The organism is Sulfurifustis variabilis, from assembly GCF_002355415.1.
GTDB classification, from domain to species: Bacteria; Pseudomonadota; Gammaproteobacteria; order Acidiferrobacterales; family Sulfurifustaceae; genus Sulfurifustis; species Sulfurifustis variabilis.
In genome coordinates, this window is sequence record NZ_AP014936.1 from 3,150,048 (window position 1) to 3,170,942 (window position 20,895).

A 20,895-nucleotide genomic window follows, 5' to 3' on the forward strand; every position below is an offset into this window, starting at 1 on the left:
TGATGGGGATAGTAAATGCGCAAAACTGCCATCTATTGCCGACCGCAGCCGCCGCGGGCCATGACTAGAATGCGCTCCTTGCATCTCGGGAGGACCAAGCCGTGAGATATTCGCTGCTGCTCGTGTTGCCACTCGTGCTTGGCGCCAGCGGATGTGCATCCACAGCTGAGCCGCCAACGACGCAAGATCGGTCGGTAGACGCGACGGTCATCTGGGGCAACTGGGGACACCGCGGAGCGGCCGGGCGCGTGCCGGGTTATGTGCACGCCCTCGCCAAAGAGGCAACCTTCCGGCCAGGATTCGAAGCACCGGCAAAGCTCACGTCTGCCGTGCATCACGCTCCCGCGACGCCACCTATCGTGGCGCCCCCAACGCCGGAGCAGATCACGCTTGTGCGCGACCCAATAGTCGAGGCGCTGGCAGCGGCGATGAAACAGCCGGCGCCAGAAGCTGCGCCGCTGCCGGCACAATCCAGGGCGCAGTCACAAAGCCCAGCCGCTGCCGCAAATGCCAACGATCGCTTGCGAGATGCCTGGGAAAAGTACTGCCGCGGCGGGGCCGACATGAGCGATGAAGAGTGGCGTCTGGTAGGCCCGGCCGGGGCGCCCCAGAACGTCCCGGCTGATCTTGCGGAAGGCTGCGTTCACGCAAAGTGACTGTTCAGGCCGCATTGCCCAAACAACGAAACATCCACCGGACATTGATCCACGCCTCGAGCCTTTCCTTGAGGCGCTGGCCGAGCTGATCGCGCGGCAGGTGCTACGTGAGCTGGAGAAGGAGAACAAGAGCGAAAGTGGCGGCGTTGAAGGTCGTGACATAACAAGTGCGAAGGCTGGGAGAAGAAGAAGCCGAAGAAATAGCGACGCCAAGCGGGGTCCGGGCAGAAAGTCCGGAAGCGACAGAAAGGGCTCCACCGCCCGTCCGTGATTACGGGCTGCGGGAGTACTTCCTGCGACTAACAGCGGTTAATGAAGCGCCGCCTGCAGCACGCGCATGATCAGGCGGAGCTGCTCCTCGTCCTTGGTCTGCTCCAGCAAGCGCGCGACCTTGCTCCGCAACGCCTGGCTGTCGAGCCCCTCCTGCTCGAGCATGAACATCTCCCACGGCTCCACCTTGAGCGATTTGCCGAGCCGGAGAAGCGTATCGAGGGTGGGATTCTCCCGGCCGCGCTCGATGTTGCTCAGGTACTTGGGGCTGATATGGACCTGCTCGGCTAGGGCGTCCTGCGTCAGCCCCAGGCGGGTGCGGAGCCGCTTGATGCGTCGGCCCAGAAGCTCTTTGTCTTTCATAGGGCGCCGACTATAGCGACGCCTAGCCCGTGTGATGACCGCCTGCTGCACGGTATTTTTTTGACAAATACCGTCCCACACACTACCTTTCAGCCTGGTACACGGAAAATCAGCCAATCTTTCATGTTGTCGGCATTACTCGGGCCGCGCATGACGGGAGCTATATCAAGGGGGGATCGTGCTAGTTCTGACGCGGCGCATCGGCGAGACCCTGAACATCGGCGACGATGTTCAAGTGACAATCATCGGAATCTGCGGCAGCCGAGTGCGCATCGGCATCGCGGCGCCCAGAGATGTTCCCGTTCACAGGGAAGAAATCCGCCGACGGATCGCACAGGAGCGGCAAGCCGTTGCTGCTCGCAAAGGATAAATGCTAGGACCGCCGAATTCTTCGGATCAGGTTCGAGGATCGTAGTCGCAAGGAACTACTCCCTGAGCGGCCTACTCACTGCAAACGGCGCTGCGCATGGTCGCGTTTGTGCCAAACGCGTTCGGTCGCTGAAGAACGCTTGTTCAGCAAGCCCCAAGCGCTTGGACTGCGCGCGCTTTTAGCAACGGTCGCGCTCGCCGCGAAGTACGAGGCGCTCGCCGTGGTCGTGCTCGGCACGACGCTCGGGATGATGATCGCGAACGTTCCGGCGGTGCTTCTCGGCGAGGCCGCGGCGCAGCGTCTCCCCGTCAGGACCCTGCGGGCCGTCGCCGCCGCGCTGTTCGCCGCGCTCGGGCTCGCCGTTCTGACGGGGATGCGCCTCGGCCTTTGATCAGGGGTTGATGAAGAAGCTCGACTTCGCGACGTTCGAAGCAAGGCCGAAGGCCTTCAGGTCCTTCGCATCGCACACCCCGTTGCCGTCGGCGTCCGGGAGCACGGCCGGCGCGTCGTTGAACACGCCGTCCCCGTCGCGGTCCGCGGCGACGGCGGCGTACACGGTGCTCTCGGTGTTCACGCCGAAGTTCGGCGCTCCGATGATCCAGGTGTCCCACAGCTGGGCCGAGTGATCTTCGACGTCCGTCACGCCGGTCACGTTGAACAGGTTCGCGACGTTCTGACAACTGCCCGCGCCGATGCCGGTCGTGCTCACGAGCACGACGAGGCCGGGAAGCCGATCGTCGACCCCCGGCGAAAAAGTACCCGGAAAGGGCGCGACGCTGTTGTGGCCGGCAGGACCCGTGAGCTGGAAGCCGGTGAAGCCCGTCTGCGCGAGCGGGGTTCTGAACTCGACGGCCAGATCGACGAACCACCCGCGTCCACCTATGCCCGCATGGCTGCCGTTCTCCGGAGCGAACATCTTCACTTTCACGTCATCCGCCTGAACCGGCAGGCTGAGACAGCCGAGCACGGCCGCGATCCATAACCCACGTCTCGTTTTCACGCGTCTTCTCCTTCTCGATTATCAGTGTGGACTCGGGGGCGACTCCCGCGAGTCCTGTGCGATAAACACGCAAGCGACCGCGTTATTCCCGGACACCGCGGGGAATAAATGTCTGCCGCGGCGCGTTTATATGTGAATGGGCAATGCGCAGCGCCAAGGAAAAACACCCGGAGGAAGAAGAATGAATTGGTCGAGACGGGAAGTCCTGAAGCTCGCGGCAATGGGGGCCGTGGCGGCCGCCGCTCCCCGGTTCGCGGCGGCGCAGCGGGAAGGATCGGTGTCCTCTGCCAGCCGTGATCGCGTGCTCCTCTGCAACGAGGATTCGAACACGCTTTCGGTCATCGATCCGGCGACGAACAGCGTCAGGGCGACGATCAACCTCACGAGCTTCGATGAGGACCCGCGCCCTCCGTTTCGCTTCGTCACGGGCGGCGTGGTTCCCGCGCACGCCGCGATGATCAACAAGCCGCTCTACCACGGCGCGATCGCCATCCACGGCGCGGCGCCGTCCCCCGATTCTCGGCTCATCGCCACGACGGGCCGGGGCACGAGCAACGTCTACCTGATCGACACCGAGACGCTGAAGGTGATCGGCAACGCGCCGAACCCGCAGGCCAAGGACGACACGAACCCGGAGCGACTGACGACCGGAATCCTCGTGGGGCGCGAACCTCACGAGCCCACCTTCACGCGCAACGGCAAGGAGCTCTGGGTGACGGTGCGCGGCGAGAACCGCATCGCGATACTGGACGTGGAGCGCGCGAAAAGACGGTCGGCGGGCACGGCCGGCGATGCGATACGTGGCTATCTCGAGACCGTGAGCGGGCCGGCGCAGGCGTGGTTCTCGGCCGACGGCAGGCTCGCCTTCGTCGTCTCCCAGAAAGAACCGCGGCTCGACGTCTTCGAGGTGCGCGCGGACGGCCAGGGCTTCAGCCGTCCGAAACGCGCCACGACCGTCGATATCAAGGCGCAGGACCCGTTCGCGTTCACGCCGTTCGAGAAGACCAGCCCGGACGGCAGGGAGATCTGGCTCTCACACAAGCTCGCCGACAGCGTCTCGGCATGGTCGATCGACCGCAACCCGAAGCTCCTCGATCACGTGAAGCTCGGCGACAAGGCCCGCCCGAATCACATCGAGTTCGTCGAGAACACGAACGGCAAAGCGGTGTACGTGAGCCTCGCCCGCGTCGACGACGGCGGCCCGGGCGGAATCGCCTCGAGCCGGATCGCCATCATCGACCGCGGCGTTGCTCCGGGCGGGCGCACGGTGGCGGGCAGCTTCTTCACGCATGGGCGCGAGGCCCACGGGCTGTGGACCAACCCGGAGGGCACGCGGCTCTACGTCGCGCACGAGCAGGACGAGCTCCCCGGCACGCCGAACGAGGGTCAGACGGTGTGCAGCGTGTTCGATGTGACCGATCCGTTGAAGCCCGGCTTCGTCGCGCAGATCCCGCTCGGCCACCTCGACCTGCCGTCCGGCAAGCTGCGCAACAAGAAAAGCATCAACCTCGTGTACGTGCGCCCCGGCGCACGCAGCCAGGCCGGCTGAGCCGAGGAGGAATGATGAAGCGTGCAGGGCGCGCGGCCGCGCTTTCGCTCGCCGCGCTGGGGCTCGTCGTCGGCGTCCTCGCATCGCCCGAGGACGACTTCGCACGCGCGATGCACGAGGGCATGACGAACATGACGGCCGAGATGGAACGCGCGGGCATGAGCGGCGATCCCGACCGGGATTTTCTGGCCATGATGATCCCCCACCATGCCGGCGCGGTGGAAATGGCGCGGCTCGAGCTCGTGCATGGCCGCGATCCGCTCGTGCGCCGCCTGGCCGAGGAGATCATCGCGAGCCAGGCCGCCGAGATCCAGGCCATGCGCGCCCGGCTCGCCGTGCTCGAGAAGGGCCAGGATGCGGATCCGGGCGGCTTTCCCGCGATCCACGGCACGCGCGGCGCACCCCCCGCTCACAGTAACGGGCAAGCAGGGAGCGGCGCACTTGGCCCATAGAAGTCGGTGGATCCCGCGCTCGAACTCGGGAGGAGAGGCCGAGTAGCGCCGTGCCGGCGCGATCACGTCGACGGAGCGGACGCGAAAGGGCCTAGCGTCACTTCTGCGCTGCCCCTGTCGCTGGCGCCGCGGACGCGCCGTGCAAGTACACGATATGCCCCACCGAGCCAGCCGGAGACGGCGAGCGCGGCGACACAGACGACCGAGAGCCGTACCGGGCCGGTCTCATTCGGGTGCACATTTGTTTTGCGCCGCAGGGATTGCGCGCGTAGAACAGGACCGCGCTCTGTTGATTGCCATGCCGATCAGGCCGAGGGTTTGGTCGCCTGGCTCTCCATCAATTGCTCTCGGGGTCGCGCCTCCGGCGCCCCCGATGAATGCCCACGGCATCCGTGGAATGCGACCTCGTTCCACCCCTGCATTTCCGCCGGTGAGAAAAATGAGATCGGCGATGAGCGAGAATTCGGCCCGACTTGAAGAATGCCGCCCATTTTCGCCAGTCCGTACGCTCCCCGATTTACGGGGAGCCGTCGTACTACTAGCCTCCCATGGCTCAACTGCAGGGTAAACCTCCATGGACGCACCTCTGCTGTTACGGGCAGCGCCCGCGTTTCTATCGGCTTTGATCCTGACCATGGGTTTGGCCGGCTGCTACACGATGCGCTTCTCCCACGGCGGCGGCCAGACGGAGTTCAGCCCACCGCGCAAGATTGACTCGAACGATATCGCCGTCCCGGCCGGCTACCGCATCGAGCCGGTCCTGACGAACCTCACGTTTCCCACGGCGGCGATCTTCGATGACCGCAATCGCCTCCACGTGATCGAGGCGGGCTATTCGTACGGCGAGGCCTTCGGCACGTCGCGGCTCCTGCGCGTCGAGCCCGACGGTCGCACGACCGTCGTCGCGAGCGGCGACAATCCGCCGTGGACCGGCGGCAGCTTTCACGACGGTGCGTTTTACGTCTCCGAGGGCGGCACCCCGGGCCGGATCCTGCGCATCGCGCCGGACGGCCGAATGGCGGCGCTGGTCGATAACCTCCCGCCCCGGACCGATCACTTCACCAACCGTCCGGTCGTGGGACCGGACGGCATGATCTACTTCGGCCAGGGCACGGCGACCAACTCGGGCGTGGTGGGCGAGGACAACCTGAAGATGGGCTGGCTCGAGCGCCTGCCGGACGCCCGCGACATTCCGTGCGAGGACGTCACGCTCGCCGGCAAGAACTACACGACCCGTCATCTCCTAAAGCCCGAGGCGGGCGAGGTACGAACGGGCGCGTATGTCCCCTATGGCACGGCCACCCGCGAGGGGCAGACGATCGAGGGCCAGGTGCCGTGCACCGGAGCGATCATGCGCGTCCCGCTCGAGGGCGGGAAGCCCGAGCTCGTCGCCTGGGGCCTGCGCCATCCCTACGGCCTCGTGTTCTCGCCCGAGGGCCGGCTCTATGTCACCGACAACGGCTACGACGACCGCGGCAGCCGCCCGGTCTGGGGAACGGGCGATTATCTCTGGGCGATCGAGCGCGGCACCTGGTACGGGTGGCCGGACTACGCCGGCGGCGAGCCGCTCAATCGCGAGCGCTTCAAGGTCCCGGGCAAGTCGCAGCCGGATTTTCTCCTCGCGCGGCACCCGCAGAAACCGCCCCGGCCGCTCGCCGAGTTCGGCGTGCATTCCTCGACGAACGGCCTCGATTATTCGCGCAGCGAGGCATTCGGCCACGTCGGACAGCTCTTCGCCGCGCAGTTCGGCGACATGGCGCGCGACACCGGCAAGGTCCTGCATCCCGTCGGCTTTCGGGTCGTGCGCGTCGACCCGCGGACCGGCGTGATCGAGGAGTTCGCGGCGAACAAAGGGAAGTTCGTCGGGCCCGCCTCGTGGCTCAAGCGCGGCGGGCTCGAACGGCCCGTGGACGTGCGCTTCGACCGTGACGGAGAAGCGCTTTACATCGTCGACTTCGGCGTCATGACGATGGGGCCGAAGGGCGCGGCGCCGCGCGCCGGGACCGGCGTCGTCTGGCGCGTGATGCGCAGCGAGCGTCAGCCCGCGAGGAGGACACCATGAAGAAGCTCGTCCGGGTGCTGCTCCTCCTCGGCCTCGCGGCGGCCGCATGCGCTTCGCCGCGCCGCGGCGAGAATCTGGGCAATGCCCCGGTGCTCGATTCAGCCTCCGAACAGCGCGGACGCGCGGTGTTCATGCGGCACTGCAACGCCTGCCACGTCGGCGGCGCGGGCGCGCTCGGCCCGGCCATCAACGACAAGCCGCTCCCGGTGTTCCTCGTGAAGTTCCAGGTGCGCCGGGGCCTCGGGGCCATGCCGCGCTTCTCGAAGAACGAGCTCGGCGACGCCGAGCTCGACGACCTCATGGCCTATCTCCTCGCGCTGCGGCGGGCGGGTGGGCGAGAGAGCCGGACGGCCGGGCGCTAGACGCTCGTCGAGACGGACGCCTGGAGCTCGATGCCAGCTGCAAGGAGCGCACGAGAGGCCGAAGAAGGCGGGCGACGTTGAATGCCTGAGCAGGGGGACAGGCATCTATAAAAATAAGTCGCAATGCAGCGGCGGCGACCAGCCGGTGATACAGCAGTTGCAGCCCGCTGGCTGATGACTGTAACGCCAAGCCGCTCCTCGTCCTTGGTCCGCTCCATGAGGTGTCCTGCTCGCTGAACGCGTCAGAGCCTCGTCGTCGAGCAGGTAACTCGAATCGGGGCGCCCGCCTGTCGCCGGCTCGCATCTTGCCCTCTCAGTCTTCGGGTCCGGAGCGCACGTACAACGGCATGAGATCTCTGCAACTTCGTAAACGAAGGCTAAATGAGCTCTACGTCGACTCACCTTTCCGCCATTCTGCGGCTACATTGCATTCGACTCCGCCGGCATTTCACGTCCTGATCCTCGCCTCGCCGACGGGGGGCGCCTTGTCCCACTTCGGAACTCGAAATGCCCTACGAGGCCCCTGGGCAGAGCCGCCATTGGAAGGAGCGAGAGAGGAGCATGGTTTCGCGCCGCGGCTTCAGGGGAACTTTTGACGGCCGCCTGGTTCTTGACAAAGATCAAACTTGCCAGCGCCGCGTACTGAGTACAATATTGTTGTCATGTCTTTCTACCCGAGGTCGCGTCGAAGATCGATTGCCCGGGGGCTTTTCGTTGCCTTCGTCGGGCTTTGGCTGTACGCGGCGGTCTCGCCCTGTTTGATGGCTGCCGCCGCCCATTGCCCAGCCTGCGGTTCGACTCAAAACGAGGCGGATCAGGACTGTGCGGGAGGTGCGCAAGCGAACTGCGAGCTTTCGAGCCCCTCGCGAGTCTCGTTCGACTGGCTGTCGAACACCCAAGTCCCGGCGCCGTTGCTGCTCGCCGTACTGCCTGCCGCGGCCGCCCTGCCGCCAACTGCTGCGCCTCGGCAGCACATCAAGAATGCCGCTCTTCGGGCACCCCCTCCCCTTGCTCTGAGACCCGCCGTCCTCCTGATCTAGACCTCTTCCTGCTCGTCGCGTCCCCCGGCCCGACTGAGGAGAGGTTTATGCCCGTTTCGCGTTTGGCGTCCCTGACCGGGACCCTTCTTATAGCAGCATGGGCGGCCGCACCGGCCGCCGAACCGCCCGCTTCGCAGGTGAGCGAACTCTTGCTCGACGCCGCCGTCGAGCAGGCGCTCGCGGAGAATCCCGAGCTCGCGCAGATGCGCTCGCGCGCCCGCGCCGCCGCCGAGATGCCCTCCCAGGCCGGCGCCCTCCCCGATCCCCGGATCGGCCTCGACGTCATGGAGGACCGGGCCGTCGACATGCGCGAGTACCGCTACCGTATCGCCCAGGAGTTTCCCTTCCCCGGCAAGCGCGGCTTGAACCGCGAGGTCGCGGCGCACGACGCGCTCGCCATGGCGGACGAAGTGGAAGAGATGCGGCTCACGCTCGTGCGCGACGTGAAAAGCGCCTGGTGGGGCCTCTACTATCTCGACCGGGCGCTCGAGACCGTGGCGCGCAACCAGGCGCTGCTGCGCCAGTTCGTGACGATCGCGCAGACCAAGTACACGGTCGGTACGGGCCTGCAGCAGGACGTGCTGCTCGCGCAGCTCGAGCTCTCGAAGCTCCTCGACATGGAGCTCATGCTCCAGGGCGAGCGCCGCGACCGCGAGGCGGAGCTCAACATGCTCCTGAACCGGCCGACCGACGAGAGCGTGCGCCTCCCGCTCTCGGTGAGCGAGGAGCTGCCGCCGGTGCCGGGCGAGGAGCGGCTGCTCGCGCGCGCGGAAACCGCGCGCCCGCTGCTCCAGGCCGCGCGCCGGCAGGTGGACGCGGCGCAGTCCCGCCTCGCCCTCGCGCGCCGGGACTATTACCCGGACTTCATGCTCGGGCTGCGCTACGACGACCGCGAGATGATCCGGGAACAGATCATGTTGGAGTTCTCCATGACCGTGCCGCTGTACGCGGCGTCGAAGCAGAGCCGCATGGTCGAGCAACGCAGCCAGGAGCTCGGCGGGCGCACGGACGCGCTCCAGGCGAGTCGACAACGCGCGCGGCGCGAGATTTCGCAGGCGCTCGCGAACCTCCGGCGCAGCCGCGGCCAGGCGCTGCTCCTCAAGACCGGCATCCTCCCGCAGGCGCGGCAGACCGTGCAGTCGATGCTCGCCGGCTACCAGGTCAACAAGGTGGATTTTTTGAATCTCGTGAACGCGCAGGTGTCGCTCTACGACTACGAGACGCGCTACTGGAAGAACCTGAGCGAGACGAACCAGGCGCTCGCGGCGCTCGAGGCGGCCGTAGGACAGCCGATCGGCAACGACACCCTGGCGCTACCCGACCCGCGCGCGCGGGCGGAGGACGCCCGGGTCGAACCTGCACACGAAAGGGGAGAACGCCCGTGAACCGTCCCGCATCGATTGCCCTTGTCCTGACCCTCGTGGCCGCCGGCGCCGGCGCCGGCTACTGGTGGGGCGCGCAGCGCCCCTCCTCCGACCACAACACGGCCTCGGCCAATGAGACGGCGGGCCGTGAGACTCTGAAGAAGGAGCGCAGGATCCTCTTCTACCGCAACCCGATGGGGCTGCCCGATACCTCGCCCGTCCCCAAGAAGGACCCCATGGGCATGGACTACATCCCGGTGTACGAGGGCGAGGAGGAGGCACCCGCCGTGGAGGGCGCGGTGAAGATCAGCGTCGACAAGGTGCAAAAGCTCGGCGTGCGCACCGAGCCCGCGGCCGAGCGCACACTCGCGCGCGCGGTGCGCGTGGTCGGCACCATCGAGCCGAACGAGCGCCGCACCTATACCATCTCGCCCAAGTTCGAGGGCTGGATCGAACGGCTGTACGTGAACGCGACCGGCGAGCCGGTGCGCGCGGGGCAGCCGCTGCTCGACGCCTACAGCCCGGAGCTCGTGTCCACCCAGGAGGAATACCTGATTGCGCTCCAGGGCGCGCAGGCGCTCGCGGGCGCCGACCCCGAGATCCGGAGGCAGGCCGAGCAGGTGATCCAGGGCGCGCTCAAGCGGCTCGACTACTGGGGCATCTCGGACAACGAGCTCGAGGCGTTGCGGCGCACGGGAAGCGCGAAGCGCACGCTCACCTTCCGCTCGCCGGTCAACGGCGTCGTTCTCGAGAAGCTGGCGCTCGAGGGCATGCGCTTCATGCCCGGCGAGATGCTCTACAAGATCGCCGACCTTTCGACGGTGTGGCTGATGGGGGAAGTCTATGAGCAGGACCTGGCGCTCGTGCGCGTGGGGAGCCGCGCGCGCATCCAGGTCACGGCCTATCCCGAGAGAGAGTTCGACGGCCGCGTCGTCTTCGTCTACCCCACGGTCAACCCGGACACGCGCACGGGAAAGGTGCGCATCGAGGTCCCGAACCCCGCCGGCCGGCTCAAGCCCGGGATGTACGCCGCGGTCGAGATCCTGAGCACCTTCGGCAAGGGCAAGACGGTCTCCGTGCCGGACTCGGCCGTGCTCGACAGCGGCACGCGCCGGGTCGTGCTGGTCCAGCGCGGCGAGGGGCTGTTCGAGCCGCGGGAGGTGAAGACCGGCCGGCGCGCCGACGGCTACATCGAGGTGCTCGAAGGCGTGCAGTCCGGCGAGCAGGTGGTGGTGCGCGCGAACTTCCTGATCGACGCGGAGAGCAACCTCAAGGCGGCGCTCGGCGCGTTCGGTCACGGCGGCCACGGCGGCGGGCCGGCGGCCGAAGAGTCGGCCGGGGCTGCCTCCGCGGCGAGCCCGCCGCCCGGGCCGAGCGACGGCGCGGCCGAGCACCGGGGGCACTGACATGCTGAACCGCCTGATCGAGTGGTCGATCCGCAACGTCTTCCTGGTGCTGCTGGCGACGGTCTTTATCGTCGCCTGGGGCGTCTACGCCGTGGTCAAGACGCCGGTCGACGCCATCCCCGACCTCTCCGACGTCCAGGTCATCGTCTACACCGAGTACCCGGGCCAAGCGCCGCAGGTGGTCGAGGACCAGGTCACCTTTCCCCTCTCCACCGCGATGCTCGCCGTGCCCAACTCCAAGGTCGTGCGCGGGCTCTCGGTCTTCGGCGCCTCCTTCGTCTACGTGATCTTCGAGGACGGCACCGACATCTACTGGGCGCGCTCGCGGGTGCTCGAGTACCTGAGCTTCGCCGCGGGGAGGCTGCCGCCCGGGATCAAGCCCGCGCTCGGGCCCGACGCGACCGGCGTGGGCTGGGTCTACCAGTACGCGGTCACGGGCGCGCAGCGCACGCTCGATGAACTGCGCGCGACTCAGGACTGGTTCCTGCGCTACCAGCTCACCGCGGCCGAGGGCGTCGCCGAGGTGGCGAGCGTCGGGGGCTTTGCGCGCACCTACCAGGTGACGCTCAACCCCCGCGCGCTCCAGGGCTACGCGGTGCCGCTCAAGCGGGTGATCGACGTCATCCGCGAGAGCAACCGCGACGTCGGCGGGCGCGTGGTGGAGATGGCCGAGACCGAGTACATCATCCGCGGGCGGGGCTACTTGCGCGGCACCCGCGACCTCGAGAACCTCGTGGTCAAGGCCGAGCGCGGCACGCCCGTGCTGCTGCGCGACATCGCGCGCGTCGAGCTCGTGCCGGACGAGCGCCGCGGGATCGCCGAGCTCAACGGCGAGGGCGAGGTCGTCGCCGGTATCGTCGTCGCGCGCTACCTGCAGAACGCGCGCGACGTGATCCACAACGTCAAGAGCAGACTCGCCGAGATCGCGAGCGGGCTGCCCGAGGGCGTGTCGGTCGTGCCCGTCTACGACCGCTCCGACCTGATCCACCGCGCGATCTCGAACCTCACGCGCACGCTCATCGAGGAGAGCGCGATCGTGGCGCTCGTGTGCATCGCCTTCCTGCTGCACGCGCGCAGCGCCCTGGTCGCGATCCTGATGCTGCCGGTCGGCGTGCTCATCGCCTTCATCGCCATGCGCTACCTCGGGCTCAACTCCAACATCATGAGCCTCGGCGGCATCGCCATCGCCATCGGCGCGATGGTGGACGCGGCCATCGTCATGATCGAGAACGCGCACAAGCACCTCGAGAAGGCCGAGCCCGGGACGCCGCGCGTGCAGATCCTGATCAATGCCTGCCGCGAAGTGGGCCCGGCGCTCTTCTTCAGCCTGCTCATCATCACCGTGTCCTTCCTGCCGGTGTTCACGCTCGAGGCGCAGGAAGGACGGATGTTCAGCCCGCTCGCCTACACCAAGACCTTCGCCATGGCGGGCGCGGCGCTGCTCTCCGTCACGCTGGTGCCGGCGCTCATGCTGATCTTCATCCGCGGGCGCGTGCCGCCCGAGCACAGGAACCCGATCGTGCGCTTCCTCATCTGGTCGTACCGGCCGATCATCGAAGCGGTGCTTCGCTGGAAGAAGCTCACGATCCTCGCGGCGGTCGCCCTGCTCACCCTCACCGCCTACCCGGCGCTCCGGCTCGGCACCGAGTTCATGCCGACGTTGAACGAAGGCACGCTCCTGTTCATGCCCTCGACCCTGCCGTCCATCTCGGTGACGAAGGCGGCCGAACTGATGCAGGTGCAGGACAAGATCATCAAGAGCTTTCCCGAGGTGGAGTCGGTGTTCGGCAAGGCCGGCCGCGCGGCCACCGCGACCGATCCGGCGCCGATCGAGATGATGGAGACGGTCGTGAACCTGAAGCCCGAGAGCGAGTGGCGAGCCGGCATGACCGTCGACAAGCTCATCGCCGAGATGGACCAGGCGCTCCAGATCCCGGGCGTGGCGAACGCCTGGACCATGCCGATCAAGGCGCGCATCGACATGCTCTCGACCGGCATCCGCACGCCGATCGGCGTCAAGGTATTCGGCAAGGACCTCGCGGTCATCGAGCGGCTCGCCAGGGAGATCGAGGCGGTGGTGAAGACCGTGCCCGGCACCACCAGCGCCTACGCCGAGCGCCTCACCGGGGGCTACTACCTCGACATCGAGCCGGACGCCATCGCGCTCGCCCGCTACGGGCTCGCGGTCGGCGACGTGCAGGAGGTAATCAGCATGGCCCTCGGGGCCGACATAGTGACGACCACGGTCGAGGGACTGGAGCGCTACGGGGTGGCGGTGCGCTACCCGCGCGACCTGCGCAGCGACCCCGACGCGATCGCGCGCCAGGTCCTGGTGCCGACGATGAACGGCGCCATGATCCCACTCGGGCAGCTCGCGAGCATCAAGCTGGTGAAAGGCCCGCCGAACATCCGCACCGAGAACGCGCTGCTCGCGGCCTACATCTACGTCGACATCCGCGACCGCGACATCGGCGGTTACGTCGCCGAGGCGCAGCAGGCGGTGCGTGAGCGCGTCGACTTTCCGCCGGGCTACTACGCGACCTGGAGCGGCCAGTTCGAGTACATGGAACGGGCGAAGGAGAAGCTCAAGGTGGTCGTGCCGCTGACGCTGCTCATCATCTTCGTGCTGCTCTATCTCAACTTCCGGCGCTTCACCGAGACGCTGATCGTCATGCTCTCGGTGCCGTTCGCGCTGGTCGGCGGCATCTGGCTCATGTACCTGCTCGGCTACAACCTGAGCGTGGCGGTGGCGGTCGGGTTCATCGCCCTCGCCGGCGTCGCCGCGGAGATCGGGGTGGTCATGCTCATCTACCTCGACCAGGCGCTGCTGCGCCTCGCGACCGAGCGGCAGCTCGCGGGCGAGCAGCTCACGGTCGCCGACCTCTACCAGGCGGTCGTGGAAGGCGCGCTGCTGCGCGTGCGGCCGATCATGATGACCGTGCTTGCCATCATCGCCGGGCTCCTGCCGATCATGTGGAGCGCGGGCGCCGGTTCGGAAGTGATGCGGCGGATCGCGGCGCCGATGGTGGGCGGGATGATCTCGGTCACGGTGCTCTCGCTGATCGTGATCCCTGCGGTCTACGCCGTGGTGAAGGAGTTCGCGATCCGGCACGGGTGGCTGCGGGTGGTCGCCCGACCGGAAAACGGACCCGTAACGGGGCCGGTGAGCACCGTGATGCTCGATGAGACGGGTCCGAGGCAGGCATGACCGTATCGCCTAACGGAGCGGAGAGATGACCTGTTGCTGCTGCCCGCATAGCGCGGACGCCGGCCGGCTGTTTTCGCGCCTGGCTCGCCGCTACCGTCGCCGCTACCAGCGGGCGGGTCTGGAGGCGAGCCAGCGGCAGCTCATCGAAGGTCTTCGCCGTGCCGGCTTCGAGGGTCGCACGCTCCTCGAGATCGGCAGCGGCGTCGGTTACCTGCACCAGCTCTTGCTTGAGGCCGGGGCGAGGCGCGCGGTCGGGATCGAGCTCGCCGAGGCGATGATCGTCGAGGCCCGGGAACAGGCAAGCGCGCGCGGGCTTGAAGGCCGCACGGAATACCACGCGGGTGACTTCACAGATCTTGCCGATACCCTTGCTCCCGCCGACGTCACGATCCTCGACAAGGTCATCTGCTGTTACCCGGATGCCGAACGGCTCGTGCACTGCTCCCTCGCCAAGACCCGTCGGGTCTACGCCTTCACCCTGCCGCGCAACCGCTGGTACACCCGCCTGGGCGTCGGGCTGATCGCCTCCGGGATGCGGCTCATCGGCTCTCGCTTTCGTCCGTACGTCTACGATCCGGAGCACATCGCGCGCTGGGTTACCGCGGCCGGGTTCCGCATGAGCTTCGAAGCCAAAACGCTCGTCTGGCTCACGCGAATCTATACGCGAGGCGATCCGGAAGCTGAAAGGCGGTTACCGTCCCGGCTCGTTTCCGCTGCGGACGATGTCGGGCGCTGCACGGAGCCCACCCAGGCCGGAGGATAGGCTCATGAAGCGCATGGTGCTGGCATCTGTCGTCCTGCTCGCGGCGTTCGCACTCGGGCTGACGGTGTATAGCTATAGCCGATCCGCGCGCGATGTCCCATCGGGGCTGGCCCTCGCTGATGCCTCGGCGGCCAGGAAGTCGGGATTCCCCTTGAGACTGCACGCGACTCCGCGCGCGGTACCGGACATCCGCTTTCAGGACGACGCCGGACGTCAAATGAGCCTTGCGGACTTTCGCGGTCGCGTGGTGCTCCTCAACCTCTGGGCGACATGGTGCCCGCCGTGCCGCAAGGAGATACCGAGCCTCGACCGGCTACAGACCAAGGTCGGCGGACCGGATTTCGAGGTGGTCGCGCTCTCGATCGACCACGACGGTGTCTCCGCGGTGCAGCGTTTTTACAAGGAGATCGGCATACGGGCCCTGAAGATTTACATCGATCCCACGACCGACGCCACCTATCGCCTTGGCATCACCGGGATACCGGGGACGCTGCTCCTCGACCGCGAGGGCCGCGAGATCGGCCGCGCGCTCGGGCCGGCCGAGTGGGACAGCCCGGAGTCGCTCGCGCTGATCCGCCGGGCGATCGGTGGCGGTCCGTCTGCGGCCGAACGCGCGAAGCGCGAGTGACGGAGTCGCGACGCATGGAGTTCTCCTTCGGTCTCTTCACCGTCTTTCTCGCGGGCCTGATCTCGTTTCTCTCGCCGTGCGTGCTGCCCCTCGTGCCGGCTTACCTCTCCTACGTCGCCGGCGAATCGATCGACGAGCTCAGGATCGCGGCGCGGCCGCGGCTCGCGGTGCTGGGCCTGAGCGCCTGCTTCGTGCTCGGCTTCTCGAGCGTGTTCCTGCTCTTCGGGGCGAGCGCGACCGCCCTGGGTCGCTTGTTCCTTGCCTACCGCTACGAAGCGAACCTGGTTGCCGGCGCTTTAGTGATCGCCTTCGGCCTCTTCATGACCGGGCTCCTCACCCCGCGGCTCCTCGCGCGCGACTACCGGCTCGTGCACAAGCTGCCGCACTTCGCCGGCGCCCGGCCGCTCGGGGCGGGCGTCCTCGGCGTCGCGTTCGGCTTCGGGTGGACGCCCTGCATCGGCCCGGTGCTCGGATCGATCCTCACGCTGAGCGCAACGACCGAGGCGGTGACCCAGGGTATCGCCCTGCTGGGCGTCTATGCGCTGGGCCTCGGGGTGCCCTTTCTCCTCGTGGCCGCCTTCACCGAGACCTTCGTCGCCCACTTGGGCGTGCTGCGCCGCTTCGGCCGCCCGCTTCACGTCGCCGCCGGTCTCGTCCTCATTGCGCTCGGGCTGGCGATGATCACCGGGAAGCTCTCGGCCTTCGCGTTTTGGCTGCTCGACACCTTTCCGGTACTGGGCCGGATCGGTTGAGTCGAAGGAGGATTCTTGTGATGGCTCGCTCAAACAGCTGGTTCGCCGTGATCGCCGTGGCCGCCGCCGTGCTTGCGGTATTCGCCTGGCCGACACCGGCCCTGACGCTGCATCACGTCCACGGTCTCGTCTTCAGCGCGGACGGGGAGAGCCTGATGATTCCATCGCACGACGGGCTCGCGCTCTACCGCGACGGTCGCTGGAGCAAGGCAAGCGGCCCCGAGCACGACTACATGGGCTTCGCCCGCAGCCGCGACGCGCTCTACAGCAGCGGCCACCCGGCGCCGGGGTCGGGCCTGCCGAACCCGTTCGGCCTGCTGCGCAGCACCGACGGCGGGAAGACCTGGGAGCGCCTCGGACTCGAAGGCGAGGCCGATTTTCATCTCCTGGCTGTGAGCTACGAGACGGGCGCGGTCTACGTGTCCAACCCGGCGCCCAACTCGCGCATGCCCGCCCCCGGCATCTACTGGACGGCCGATCGCGGCACGACCTGGCGGCGGGCCGCCGCGGAGGGCCTGGCGGGCCGGCTCTTTGCGCTCGCGGTCCATCCGCGCAAGCCGGAGATCGTCGCCGTCGGAACCGAACGCGGGCTCTTTCTCACGCGCGATCACGGCGGGCGCTTCGAGCGGATCGGCGGGGCTACGCCGGTGACGGCGGTCGCCTTCGATCTGGCGGGCGAGCACCTCTGGTTGGGCAGCATGGACCGTGCGGCCACGCTCGCGCGGCTTCGTACCGACAACTCCGCGGCCGGACCGCTTTCGTTGCCGCCGCTTGCCCCGCAGGACGCGGTGGCCTACATCACGCAGAATCCGGCTGATCCCGACCACTGGGCGATCGCGACCTTCACGCGGGACGTCTACCTGACGACCGACGCGGGAAAGAACTGGCAGCAACTCGTACGTGGAGGCGAGACGCGATGAGCAGGACGAAGCGTTTCCGGAGCGCGGCCGCGACGATGGCGGTTGTCCTGCTCCTCGCGGCGTGGCCAGTCCGTGCGGGCGAGCTGACCGGCTGGCATTACCTGGAACAGACACGCATCGCCTGGCGTCCTTACGGTGAAGCCGCCTTTGCCGAGGCCCGCCGGATCGGAAAGCCGCTCTTCGTCCTCGTCTTCGCCGATTGGTGCGAATGGTGTCGCAAGTACGAGGTCGAGACGCTCGAAACCGATGCGATCCGGGAGCGACTCGAGCGGGACTACATACCGGTCGCCGTCGACCATACGACTCAGCGGAGTCTCGCCAAGCAGCTCGGCGCGAAGCTCGTGCCCACGACCCTCCTTCTCACTCCCGAAGGAGAGAAGCTCCTGCGCTTCTACGGAGTACAACCGGCGGCCGCGCTCGCCGACACGCTCGACCGGGCGAATGTGCTCTGGAAGCGGGGCGAGATACCGCAGCCCGATTTCGGGGACATCGAGACGTGTTGCCCGCTCGAGGACGCAACCGGCGACAAGCGTTGAACCATCAGGAGGAGAACCATGGCCACAAATCGCCGCCTTTCTCCGTATGACGCCGGGCGAGTGACCCGCCGGGACATGTTGCGCTATCTCGGCGCCGCCGGCCTGGCGGGCATCACCGGCATCGGCCTTGCGGGCGGGAGCCGCGCGGGCAACAGCAGGGCAGTCACGAAGGATGTCGAGATCCTGCTGACGGCAAGACCCGGGCAAGCACGGCTACTCCCGGGGACACCGACGCAGGTGCTGCGCTTCGACGCCTCGGTCGTCCGCGGCGATCCCGCCGCGGTGGCGCCCTCCCCCGGCGGCTACCTCGGCCCCACGCTGCGGCTGAAAAAGGGCCAGCGCGTGCGCATCCGCTTCGATAACCGGCTTACCGAGCCGAGCATCGTGCACTGGCACGGCCTGCACCTGCCCGACGAGATGGACGGGCACCCGCGCTTCGCGGTCGCCGGCGGCGGAAGCTACCACTACGAATTCACGGTCAACGATCGCGCCGGCACGTACTGGTACCACCCGCACCCGCACGGCCGCACGGGCCCGCAGATCTACTACGGCCTCGCGGGACTGCTCCTGATCAGTGACGACGAGGAGCGCACGCTCGGCCTGCCGCAGGACGAGCAGGACATCGCGCTCGTGATCCAGGACCGCACCTTCGGCGCCGACAACCAGCTCCGCACGCTCGGCAGGGGGATGATGATGGAGCGGATGATGGGCTTCCTCGGCAAGGACATTCTGGTGAACGGTCAGCCCGGTTACACGCTCACCGTTTCGCCCCGCGCGTATCGGCTGCGCCTGCTCAATGCCTCGAACGCACGCATCTACAAACTCGCCTGGAGCGACGGTACGCCGCTTCACGTCATTGCCACCGACGGCGGGCTGCTCACGCGGCCAGCAGAACGACCTTATGCCATGCTCGCGCCCGGCGAGCGGGTCGAGCTCTGGGTCGACTTCAGCCGCTATGCCGACGGCGGCGAGCTCGCGCTCAAGAGCCTGCCCTTCGAGGGCGGCATGGCCATGCGCGGCATGATGGGAGGCGGGATGATGAGAGGCATGATGGGCCGGGGCGGCATGATGGACGGGATGATGGGCGACACGATGTCGCGCATGAACGAGGGGATGATGGGCGGGCCGGCCAACGGCCGTGAGCTCGATCTGCTCACCGTGCGCATCGCGCGCGGCCGGCCGGCAAAGAGCGAGCCGCCCGCGCGCCTCGCGCGCGTCCCGCCGGCCGGGAGCGGAGACGCGCGCAACGCCGGCAACCCCCGCACCTTCCGCCTCGCCATGGGCATGATGGAGTGGACCCTGAACGGCCGCACCTTCGAGATGAACGCGGCCGCCGCCGACGAGCGCGTGGCGCTCGGCGCCACCGAGGTGTGGGAACTCGCGAACGAAGCCTCGATGGGAATGATGGGCATGATGGCCCACCCGATGCACATCCACGGCGTCCAGTTCCGGGTCGTCGGGCGCGAGGTGCTGCCCGGGCTGCGGGAGGCCTACGCGACGGTGCGCGAAGGCTTCGTCGACGAGGGCTGGAAGGACACGGTGCTCGTCATGCCCGGGGAACGGGTGAGGCTGATGTTACGGTTCGAGGACTATAAGGGTCTCTTTCCCTACCACTGCCACAACCTCGAGCACGCGGATCTCGGCATGATGCGGAACTATCGCGTCGTCTAGGTAGGGAGGGCGATGCGATCGTTACCGAATCGGGTTGTCCGTGGGTGGCAACGTTGCCTTCCCGGTCTCCTCGTGATCACGCTGCTCCTCCCCGCGTGTACCGAGTCCCCGGCGCTCCGCGGGATGGACTTGAGCGGCGTCGACTGGGGCCGCGACTTCACGCTCGTCTCGCATCAGCGCCCGCCGGTCTCGACCGAAGCGTTCCGCGGCAAGGTGCTGATCCTGTTCTTCGGCTACACCCACTGCCCCGACATCTGCGGCCCGACGCTCGCGAAGCTTGCGGCGCTGCAAAAGGAGCTCGGCCCCGAGGCCGAGCACGTCCAAGTCCTGTTCGTCACTATCGACCCCGAGCGCGACACCCCCGAGCAGCTCAGGCGCTTCGTGCCTCAGTTCGACCCCCGCTTCATCGGTCTCACGGGAACACCCGAGGAAATCGCGGCGGCAGCGCGGGAATACAAGGTGGGCTACATGAGTCACCCGGGCTCACGGACCGCCTCGTCGATCATCCAGCACTCAGGCAACGTCTTCGTCAAGGATCAACGCGGCAGACCGCGTAGCTTGTTCGCAAACGAAACCCCGGTGGTCGACATGGCACACGATGTCCAACTCTTGCTGAAATCGGAGATGCGATGACGATGGCAGGCGAGGCGCGCGCGCTGCCCGAGCGCCCTCGGAACAAGGATCAACGGATGGAACGCGTGGAACACGGAGGTGGGTGATGATGATGCCGGGTCCCATGGGCGGTTGGGACGGCGGACTGGCGCTGCTGCTCTTGTTCCTCGGCCTGATCGTCCTGGCGGTCGTACTGCTCGTCAGGCGGCTCGGCGGCGGAACGGGCCGTGGGGGCACGATCCGGGAAGGGCGATCGGCGCTGCGCATCCTGGAGGAGCGCTACGCGCGCGGCGAGGTCGAGCGCCAGGAGTTCGAGCGCAAGCGGCGCGACTTGACGGGTTGATCTGTCGCCGGCGCCGCGTCACTGGACAGCCACATTGCCGCCCTACCGAAGGCGAGCGTGGCTCGACCGGCAGGCGCCGTCGCCCCGCTCGCACTACATCTGAGACTGGAGGTAGCTCTGCAGGCCGAGCCGATCGATCAGGCCCAACTGCGTCTCCAGCCAGTCGATGTGCTCTTCCGTTTGCTCGAGAATGTCCTCCAGCAAGTCACGAGAGACGTAGTCGCCCCGGCTCTCGCAGAGGGCAACCCCGTCCTGCAGCCGTGCGCGGATATCGGTCTCGAGTTTCAGGTCGAGTTTCAACATCTCGCCCGGCCGCTCGCCGATCAGGAGCTTGCCAAGGTCCTGGAGGTTGGGCAACCCTTCAAGAAATAGAATACGCTCGATGAGCTTGTCCGCGCGCTTCATCTCGTCGATGGATGCCTTGTAGACGCGCTCGTTGAGCTTGCCCAGGCCCCAGTTCTTGTACATGCGCGCGTGCAGGAAATACTGGTTGATGGCCGTGAGCGCCTGGGTCAGCACTTTGTTCAAGTGTTCGATGACCTTTGCATCGCCCTTCACGTTCACCCTC

The 20,895-nt window shown here is 67.3% G+C and carries 21 protein-coding genes; 18 read left to right on the forward strand and 3 right to left on the reverse strand.

Going from position 1 to position 20,895, the window contains the following annotated elements; genetic code table 11:
* Positions 1 to 101: 101 nt before the first annotated feature.
* A complete protein-coding gene (locus SVA_RS19570) occupies positions 102 to 656 on the forward strand; it encodes a hypothetical protein (RefSeq protein WP_148665513.1) in 555 nt (184 codons plus the stop codon).
* Positions 657 to 965: 309 nt separating this feature from the next.
* On the opposite strand, the gene SVA_RS15205 is transcribed toward SVA_RS19570, so the two are convergent.
* Positions 966 to 1,289 carry a helix-turn-helix domain-containing protein gene (locus SVA_RS15205; protein WP_096462032.1) on the reverse strand — a complete coding sequence of 108 codons (324 nt, stop codon included), beginning with the start codon at positions 1,287 to 1,289 and terminating at the stop codon, positions 966 to 968.
* A 178-nt stretch (positions 1,290 to 1,467) separates the two neighbouring features.
* On the opposite strand from SVA_RS15205, the gene csrA reads away from it, so the two are divergent.
* Both csrA and SVA_RS15215 read left to right on the forward strand, forming a co-directional pair.
* Positions 1,468 to 1,659, forward strand: a complete 192-nt coding sequence (gene csrA / locus SVA_RS15210; RefSeq protein ID WP_096462033.1) for a carbon storage regulator CsrA — start codon at positions 1,468 to 1,470, stop codon at positions 1,657 to 1,659.
* Positions 1,660 to 1,798: 139 nt separating this feature from the next.
* Positions 1,799 to 2,050: a TMEM165/GDT1 family protein gene (locus SVA_RS15215; protein ID WP_197703241.1), complete on the forward strand. Its 252-nt coding sequence runs from the start codon at positions 1,799 to 1,801 to the stop codon at positions 2,048 to 2,050.
* Here the strand turns inward: SVA_RS15215 and SVA_RS15220 are convergent, their stop codons facing one another.
* Positions 2,051 to 2,659 (reverse strand): hypothetical protein, encoded by a 609-nt coding sequence (locus tag SVA_RS15220; protein ID WP_148665514.1) that lies wholly within the window; start codon positions 2,657 to 2,659, stop codon positions 2,051 to 2,053. It abuts the gene before it with no gap.
* Positions 2,660 to 2,840: 181 nt separating this feature from the next.
* On the opposite strand from SVA_RS15220, the gene SVA_RS15225 reads away from it, so the two are divergent.
* The 15 genes from SVA_RS15225 to SVA_RS15295 all read left to right on the forward strand — a co-directional run bounded on the left by SVA_RS15225 (position 2,841) and on the right by SVA_RS15295 (position 20,327).
* Positions 2,841 to 4,208, forward strand: coding sequence for a YncE family protein (locus SVA_RS15225; protein WP_096462036.1), 1,368 nt, complete (start codon positions 2,841 to 2,843; stop codon positions 4,206 to 4,208).
* Between the two features lie 11 nt (positions 4,209 to 4,219).
* Positions 4,220 to 4,660, forward strand: coding sequence for a CopM family metallochaperone (gene copM, locus SVA_RS15230; RefSeq protein WP_231971799.1), 441 nt, complete (start codon positions 4,220 to 4,222; stop codon positions 4,658 to 4,660).
* 574 nt (positions 4,661 to 5,234) lie between these two features.
* Positions 5,235 to 6,722: a PQQ-dependent sugar dehydrogenase gene (locus SVA_RS15235; protein ID WP_096462037.1), complete on the forward strand. Its 1,488-nt coding sequence runs from the start codon at positions 5,235 to 5,237 to the stop codon at positions 6,720 to 6,722.
* Complete coding sequence (locus tag SVA_RS15240; protein ID WP_096462038.1) at positions 6,719 to 7,084, forward strand: c-type cytochrome; 366 nt, start codon at positions 6,719 to 6,721, stop codon at positions 7,082 to 7,084. The genes SVA_RS15235 and SVA_RS15240 overlap by 4 nt, the downstream gene beginning before the upstream one ends.
* A 1,177-nt stretch (positions 7,085 to 8,261) precedes the next feature.
* Positions 8,262 to 9,509 (forward strand): TolC family protein, encoded by a 1,248-nt coding sequence (locus SVA_RS15245; protein WP_197703242.1) that lies wholly within the window; start codon positions 8,262 to 8,264, stop codon positions 9,507 to 9,509.
* Positions 9,506 to 10,894 (forward strand): efflux RND transporter periplasmic adaptor subunit, encoded by a 1,389-nt coding sequence (locus SVA_RS15250; RefSeq protein ID WP_096462040.1) that lies wholly within the window; start codon positions 9,506 to 9,508, stop codon positions 10,892 to 10,894. The genes SVA_RS15245 and SVA_RS15250 overlap by 4 nt, the downstream gene beginning before the upstream one ends.
* Before the next feature lies 1 nt (position 10,895).
* The gene (locus SVA_RS15255) at positions 10,896 to 14,102 is read left to right on the forward strand and encodes an efflux RND transporter permease subunit (protein ID WP_096462041.1); all 3,207 of its coding nucleotides are present in this window, start codon (positions 10,896 to 10,898) and stop codon (positions 14,100 to 14,102) included.
* A 25-nt stretch (positions 14,103 to 14,127) separates the two neighbouring features.
* Complete coding sequence (locus tag SVA_RS15260; protein ID WP_096462042.1) at positions 14,128 to 14,865, forward strand: class I SAM-dependent methyltransferase; 738 nt, start codon at positions 14,128 to 14,130, stop codon at positions 14,863 to 14,865.
* Positions 14,866 to 14,869: 4 nt separating this feature from the next.
* Complete coding sequence (locus tag SVA_RS15265) at positions 14,870 to 15,493, forward strand: TlpA family protein disulfide reductase (RefSeq protein WP_197703243.1); 624 nt, start codon at positions 14,870 to 14,872, stop codon at positions 15,491 to 15,493.
* Between the two features lie 14 nt (positions 15,494 to 15,507).
* Positions 15,508 to 16,245, forward strand: coding sequence for a cytochrome c biogenesis CcdA family protein (locus SVA_RS15270; protein WP_096462043.1), 738 nt, complete (start codon positions 15,508 to 15,510; stop codon positions 16,243 to 16,245).
* Between the two features lie 20 nt (positions 16,246 to 16,265).
* Positions 16,266 to 17,165: a F510_1955 family glycosylhydrolase gene (locus SVA_RS15275; protein ID WP_096462044.1), complete on the forward strand. Its 900-nt coding sequence runs from the start codon at positions 16,266 to 16,268 to the stop codon at positions 17,163 to 17,165.
* Positions 17,162 to 17,701, forward strand: a complete 540-nt coding sequence (locus SVA_RS15280) for a DUF255 domain-containing protein (protein ID WP_096462045.1) — start codon at positions 17,162 to 17,164, stop codon at positions 17,699 to 17,701. The genes SVA_RS15275 and SVA_RS15280 overlap by 4 nt, the downstream gene beginning before the upstream one ends.
* Before the next feature lie 18 nt (positions 17,702 to 17,719).
* Positions 17,720 to 19,372: a multicopper oxidase family protein gene (locus SVA_RS15285; protein WP_096462046.1), complete on the forward strand. Its 1,653-nt coding sequence runs from the start codon at positions 17,720 to 17,722 to the stop codon at positions 19,370 to 19,372.
* A gap of 72 nt (positions 19,373 to 19,444) precedes the next feature.
* On the forward strand, positions 19,445 to 20,005 hold the full coding sequence (locus SVA_RS15290; protein WP_169924133.1) for an SCO family protein: 561 nt from the start codon (positions 19,445 to 19,447) through the stop codon (positions 20,003 to 20,005).
* Between the two features lie 85 nt (positions 20,006 to 20,090).
* Positions 20,091 to 20,327: an SHOCT domain-containing protein gene (locus SVA_RS15295; protein ID WP_096462048.1), complete on the forward strand. Its 237-nt coding sequence runs from the start codon at positions 20,091 to 20,093 to the stop codon at positions 20,325 to 20,327.
* A 93-nt stretch (positions 20,328 to 20,420) separates the two neighbouring features.
* On the opposite strand, the gene bfr is transcribed toward SVA_RS15295, so the two are convergent.
* The gene (gene bfr / locus SVA_RS15300; RefSeq protein WP_096462982.1) at positions 20,421 to 20,885 is read right to left on the reverse strand and encodes a bacterioferritin; all 465 of its coding nucleotides are present in this window, start codon (positions 20,883 to 20,885) and stop codon (positions 20,421 to 20,423) included.
* Positions 20,886 to 20,895 lie beyond the last annotated feature (10 nt).